Annotated in this window: 7 protein-coding genes; all 7 read right to left on the reverse strand. The window is 33.3% G+C overall.

Translation table 11 applies throughout. The features are described 5' to 3' along the window. Nucleotides 1–241 precede the first annotated feature (241 nt). Nucleotides 242–913: a hypothetical protein gene (locus EHQ24_RS00010; RefSeq protein ID WP_167483030.1), complete on the reverse strand. Its 672-nt coding sequence runs from the start codon at nucleotides 911–913 to the stop codon at nucleotides 242–244. 708 nt (nucleotides 914–1,621) lie between these two features. Next, nucleotides 1,622–1,945, reverse strand: coding sequence for a hypothetical protein (locus EHQ24_RS00015; protein WP_135599676.1), 324 nt, complete (start codon nucleotides 1,943–1,945; stop codon nucleotides 1,622–1,624). Continuing rightward, nucleotides 1,942–2,670 (reverse strand): HNH endonuclease, encoded by a 729-nt coding sequence (locus EHQ24_RS00020; protein ID WP_135599677.1) that lies wholly within the window; start codon nucleotides 2,668–2,670, stop codon nucleotides 1,942–1,944. The genes EHQ24_RS00015 and EHQ24_RS00020 overlap by 4 nt, the downstream gene beginning before the upstream one ends. A 361-nt stretch (nucleotides 2,671–3,031) precedes the next feature. Then, nucleotides 3,032–4,072, reverse strand: coding sequence for an outer membrane protein assembly factor BamB family protein (locus tag EHQ24_RS00025; RefSeq protein WP_135599678.1), 1,041 nt, complete (start codon nucleotides 4,070–4,072; stop codon nucleotides 3,032–3,034). A gap of 506 nt (nucleotides 4,073–4,578) precedes the next feature. Further along, a complete protein-coding gene (locus tag EHQ24_RS00035) occupies nucleotides 4,579–4,998 on the reverse strand; it encodes a hypothetical protein (protein ID WP_135599680.1) in 420 nt (139 codons plus the stop codon). 273 nt (nucleotides 4,999–5,271) lie between these two features. Further along, nucleotides 5,272–5,433, reverse strand: coding sequence for a superinfection immunity protein (locus EHQ24_RS00040; RefSeq protein ID WP_135599681.1), 162 nt, complete (start codon nucleotides 5,431–5,433; stop codon nucleotides 5,272–5,274). A 50-nt stretch (nucleotides 5,434–5,483) separates the two neighbouring features. Next, on the reverse strand, nucleotides 5,484–6,014 hold the full coding sequence (locus EHQ24_RS00045; protein ID WP_135599682.1) for a hypothetical protein: 531 nt from the start codon (nucleotides 6,012–6,014) through the stop codon (nucleotides 5,484–5,486). Nucleotides 6,015–6,115: the final 101 nt, after the last annotated feature.

Genomic DNA, 6,115 nt, shown 5'->3' on the forward strand with positions numbered 1-6,115 from the left:
TCATAGATGTTTCGGTTTTCTTCTCTGAGATTACTTATTTACAAGATTGGTGTTTAGCATGTCGTATAACGAACTCAGCTAACCGACGTAGGCTGGCCCTGAGTCCCGGAACGGGACGTTAGGGACTGGAACGACGCTTGCGTAAGCAAGAGGAGTGCCAGAAGCCTATGTGCCGCAGGCCGAGCGAGGCCGGAAGTGCCGAAGCGAAGTGGTTAGCGGTAGTTATACGCAGGAAAGGAGATTAATTATTATTTTGTATTTCTTTGATGATTTTTTCTAAAATTGGGCTTTTACATTCATCTAGAGTTAGTGTTCTACTACTTAATCCCGACTTAATGACAACAGTAAGTTCTTTTGATTCTGAACTGGAGCCTTCCCTTAAATAGAAGCCATCCTTGAGAAGATAATATGAGAATAAACCTGATTTTTTCAATTCTTCATCTTTCTCATTGATTAGACTATTATACATATCAGGTAAAATTTCTTTGAATTTTATTCTTTCAATCCAATCCCATGCTTTAGATTTAACTCTCTTGCTTTTATCATTTAGGACAATTTTAAATAGATTCAATTTTAAAGCTAATGGAGAATCTTTATCAACTGAAAGTATTGAGTTAAAGCGTACATGAGATTTAGAAGATTTTGACATTTCTATAACTTTTTCACAAGCCTTTTCACTAAATTGTGTAAGGTGTGCTAATAAATCCGTTCCATTTTCATATAATGGTCCCCTATGACTAGTAGCGACTAATGTTATTTTTTCCAATAGTTCGTGATCTTTGTAACCTCCATAACGATAGTGATCAAAGGCATCATAAGCATCGATCATAGGTTGTACTAATTCCGGATATTTTGGAATTAGGTATTCTTCAATCCAGGATTTTATACGTTTTGTGTCTTTTGTGTAATTCAATTGAATTCTCCTTGCTTGCGTATAACGAACTAGACTAACCGACGTAGGCTGACCCTGAGTCCCGGAACGGGACGTTAGGGATTGGCATGACGCTTGCGTAAGCAAGAGGAGTGCCAAAAGCCTATGTGTCGCAGACCGAACGAGGGCGTAAGTCCCGAAGTGAAGCGGTTAGTCGTTGTTAATTGCAGTGCCAGAAATTTAGTATAGATAAGACTAAGAAAAGAGCAAATTGATCATCAGTATTTCTTATTCTTTCTATTTCCGAGCATCTCTTAATTTTCTTTTTTATTTCTTTTTATCTTTTTCTGTCTTCAAAGAATGAGAAGCTAAAAAGAAGCAGAAGAGAATAGATCGAAAAAAATAGAATATACGTCAGTAACAAGACGAAGTTGTGAATTAAGACTTAAATTCGGAGAAAAGCTAACTATCACTTCATGGAATTATCTTAGATTCTCTTCTCTTATTTCTTAAAGTTTTGCTTTTTTCATTTAGCGAGAATCTTTTAGAATTTCTTTTTTAATTTTTCGGGCATTGCAATTAACGAACTAGGCTAATCGACGTTTCCCGACCCTGAGTCCCGCCGGGACGTTAGGGACTGGCATGTAGCTTGCGTATGCGAGCGAATGCCAGAAGGGAAATGTGTCGCAGACCAAGCGAGGCCGTAAGTGCCGAAGCGCAGCGATTCGCCGTTGTTATGCGTAGTGGCGCTTATTTACCAATCCTTAAATATGTACCTGTTATTGAGCCAGTGTTATAGTGAAATTTTACAGCACTAAAATCGATTTGAATTTGTTTTCCGTTTGTAGTAAATGACATTCTTGCTTTTGAACCAAAGCCATTGATATCTGGATTTAGCCAATCAAAAAAAAGGCTTCTAGTCACATCATCATTTACATTAAAGCTAATTAGACCAGAAATATCTGTCTCAGCGTTGCTTGATTTTAGTATAATATTAGAAGCATCGAATGAAATTGATGTTCCATATTTTTCAATTAAATTTTTTGGCAGTTCTTCTATACTTATCTCACTCATAAATATTCCTTGCTTTTGATAATAAAGTCAGAAACAGGTGCAGCTCCCCTTGTTGAATTACAATGTAAGCATGCAGTTTTTAAATTTCCAAATGAATTATCTCCACCTTGTGATATTGGTTGAATATGGTCTAATGTAGCAGAAAATCTTGTTAATTGCTTATTGCAGTAAGTACATTTGTATAAGTCTCTTTCGAAGATTTTTAATCTATTTTCTTTGATATTATAAAAGTCAATTTCAGATTCTAAATTTTTGAGATTAACTTCTTTCTTTTCGATTTCTTCATGATTTTTCTTGTAAATCTGACAGATTTCAATTTCGTCAGGAATGTTAACTTTGTATAAAGTTCCTTCTCTATTTGGATCTCCCTGCTTTTCTATAGCCCCTTTTTTTTCTAATCCATCTAGACATTCTTTCACTGTTGCGTATGCTAATGATTCTGATTGACCACTTGAAGATTTAATCGTTCCAGCTTGAAGTCCTCGGACACTTACTCTGGTATATTGAACTCCGAATTTTAAAATTGAATTATTGAATAGATGAAAATATATAGCAAGTTCATTTGGAAGTAATTGCGGTTGGAGAAGTTCAATGATACTTGAAAGTATATCTGGTAACTCTAGTGACCCATATTGAAGATTAAAAGAAATATTTGTATCCTGAGATGAAATTTCTGCATTTATCTCATTTGCAAGTTCAATTATTTGATTTAGTTTTTCTTTCATGTAGTCCTTTTTAATTTAAGCCATTACGCATAACGAACTAGGGGAGACGACGTTCCCTGACCCTGAGTCCCGGAACGGGACGTTAGGGACTGGCACGTAGTTTGCGAATGCAAACGAGTGACAGAAAGGGAATGTGGCACAGCCCAAGCGAGGCCGTAAGTGCCGAAGCGCAGCGTTTCCCCGCTGTTATACGCTGTCGTGCATAGTTTATATCCATTTTTTGTATCGTTTTTATCGATCGAAAATGGATTCATTTTTGCAATAGCAATTATTTTGGAAAACTTATTTTGAATAGATGAATATTTATATAATTGGAATATATAAATGACATTGAGTGATTTTGGTTAAAAAAAAATCTTAATTATTTATTAGATTCTGTTATTTTGAATATATGGCCTTTGCTGACAGATGTTATAATGGTATTTTCAAAGAAAATTAGACCGGAAATTCCGGCTTCACCGTTTATGTTTATTTGCCAATGTAAATTTCCATTTTCTTTATCTAAGCAAATAAGTTTTTTATCGTCGTTAATAAAGATAATTTTTTCATCTAAAATTTCTGGTATGCTTTGAATTGCTCCTTGAGAACTAAATTTCCATTGTAAATCAGCATTTAACGTTCTGGTACCAAGAAAATTTCTTGCTTCAGTAATTTTGTATGCATAGAAAATCCCGGACGTATCTCCGAAATATATTGAATTTTCATCTGAAATTATTCTATATATAGTTTCTTTATTTTCTGTATTTATTTGTAAGAGCAATTTCCCATTAATTGCGTTATAGAATTTTATGATACCGTGACCTCCAACGACGATGTTCGATTGGAAATTATTTGGATGAAAATTATAATTTCCTTTTTCGCTTGATTTCCAAATTGTAGATCCTGAATTTAAATCTCGACAAACGATTTTGTCTTCTGCACATTGATAAACTTTATCTTCATAGATAAAAGGTATATAAGAATGTCCTTGATTATATACTCTCCATAAAACTTGTCTTTTATCGAAATCAAAACATATCGTTTCTTCTGTACCCTGGATTCCACTAATAATTATTTTATTTTTATAAAGATTTGAGGTTTGCCCGTTTTTTTTCATACCTAAATCAAATTTTTCGACAGGGGAACCATTCTTGTGGTTTATTTCTATTAATTTTCCATCCATATAACAAATCAATACATTGTTATTTGGGGTTTTAAGTATGTTGTTTCCTACAAATGAATTTTCATATTTCCAAAGGATGGTAAAGTTGTGAATATTAAAACAAATTACCTCGTTGTGAGGGAAACCATCAATATTGTAATTGAATAGGACAATTAGTTTATCATCTATTACTAATGGTTTTCGCGAGGTTATATCTCTTTTCCCTGAAAATTTGTATTCTAGTAATTTCGTTGCTTTCATTTTATTATATATTTTGCTTGTTAATTTTTATAATTACGTTTTGCACGATTGCGTATAACGAACTAGTGGAGGCGACGTTCCCTGACCCTGAGTCCCAACGGGACGTTAGGGACTGGCACAGAGTTTGCGGATGCAAACGAGTGACAGAAAGGGAATGTGGCGCAGCCCAAGCGAGGCCGGCAGTGCCGAAGCGCAGCGTCTCCATGCTGTTATACGACGTGCCGGTAGTCTATTTATAATTTTTGTAGCAGATCGTTCTTGAACATTCACTTAAGCATGAGATTCTTATTTTTTTGGATATATCATTATCTATAGAATTAGTAAAAATACTGAAAAACATAGCATAGTTTGGAATGTTGTTACAGCTTTCATAACATTTTTTCTTGTCTTCGCAATCTTGAAACAAGTAGTTTCTATTAATTGAATAATCGTATTCAGGTCTAAATTTTTCTTTTGATTGAACTATGTAATTAGGGTATAAAAATAAAAGTAGTATAAATAGAGTGTTAAGGGTTAATTTCACAAAGATTTAGTTCTCCCTTTATTAAAGAGTCTTTGAGCAAAATAGTTTTTTTTAAATTACACAAAGTATCTTTAAAATTATCGATTTTATAAAGAAGTTCATCTGGTGCTTTTGGTTGAAAATTAAAAGCCGTAATGTTTTTCATGCACATTTGAAAATCTTTTCGATTATAATGAATATCTCTGTGGCAACCAAAGTCTACTTCCTCAAGGGGAAAAAGAAAATAGAAGGCTTGGTTTGGGAAATATTCAGCAGTTTTTAGAAAAATCACAGCCGAATATTCTTTTTCTGCATCATTAAGACTAATTAGTGAGCCATCGTTAATACTTTGGTTTTTGACGCAGTTAATTAAAGTGAGAATGTTTAATAGAATTATAGTTTTAGTAAGAAAAAGTTTATTCATTTAATTATGTATTAATGTTAATTGTATTTTTTTGGAATGATGAAGTTTAGCATGTCGTATAACGAACTAGACTAACCGACGTAGGCTGGCCCTGAGTCCCGGACGGGACGTTAGGGACTGGAACGACGCTTGCGTAAGCAAGAGGAGTGCCAGAAGCCTATGTGTCGGAGACCGAACGAGGGCGCCAGTCCCGAAGTGAAGCGGTTAGTCGCTGTTATGCGAAGGATTGCATGTTTAATTATTTTTCTTTAATGCTAAAAAAAGAGCGTAAAGTCATCCAATTATTGTCCATCCAAGTAAAAGATTAATTAGAACCAATTTGTAGCTATTTTTCTTTTTAACTAAACCTATTATTGTAGGTAAAAAATATCCGCCAATTGCCCAAATCGGACTAAGTAAAAAGAGAATTTCCCAAGGACTTAAATTATTAAACATTATTTGAATTTCCTTAAATTTGAATTTTTATAATTCCGAAATATTAGTATTTATTTTTTTAAACCTTCGTAAGTATACGATTCATTGATTTTAATATATTTTTTAGGGGGAGGTGGGTTGTTTAAATATAGTCCTAGTATTTTTGAAGGATCTCCATCCTGAAAAGTTAAAGTAACGAATGAAGTTGCTTTTTTAAAATGAACAATTTTGATAGATTGAATATAATTATTTCCTTCATAGTTATGTTTAGAGAAATTCCATTGATTCTTTTTGTATGATTTAAATTTTCCGAACTGTTCATTTACGACATCTTCTAATTTTGCAAAATTATCTACATTTTTAGATTTGTTTTCATCTTCAAGGAAATATTTTTCTGCAACGGTTCTATAATTTTTCTTGGAAATTAATTCAATTGCATTGTTGGAAGTTTCAAGATAAGGTTTAAATTCGGAAAGATCATCAGATAACTTGCTTTCCATATCTGGATTTTCTAAGGTTCCTGAAGCTACATTATTGTTTAATTTTGTATTGCATTGTGAAAATACAATCAATGTGAAGAATATAATTAGTATTTTTTTCATGTTTTCCCTTTTATATATTTTTTTTGGGTATGACTTCAAGAGATAGGTAACGATTAAGCGGCATGAGAAGGGTAACGCTTTTTAGTAACCTTTCTTGGCTT

It is taken from the genome of Leptospira noumeaensis (genome assembly GCF_004770765.1).
In the GTDB taxonomy this organism is placed as follows: domain Bacteria; phylum Spirochaetota; class Leptospiria; order Leptospirales; family Leptospiraceae; genus Leptospira_A; species Leptospira_A noumeaensis.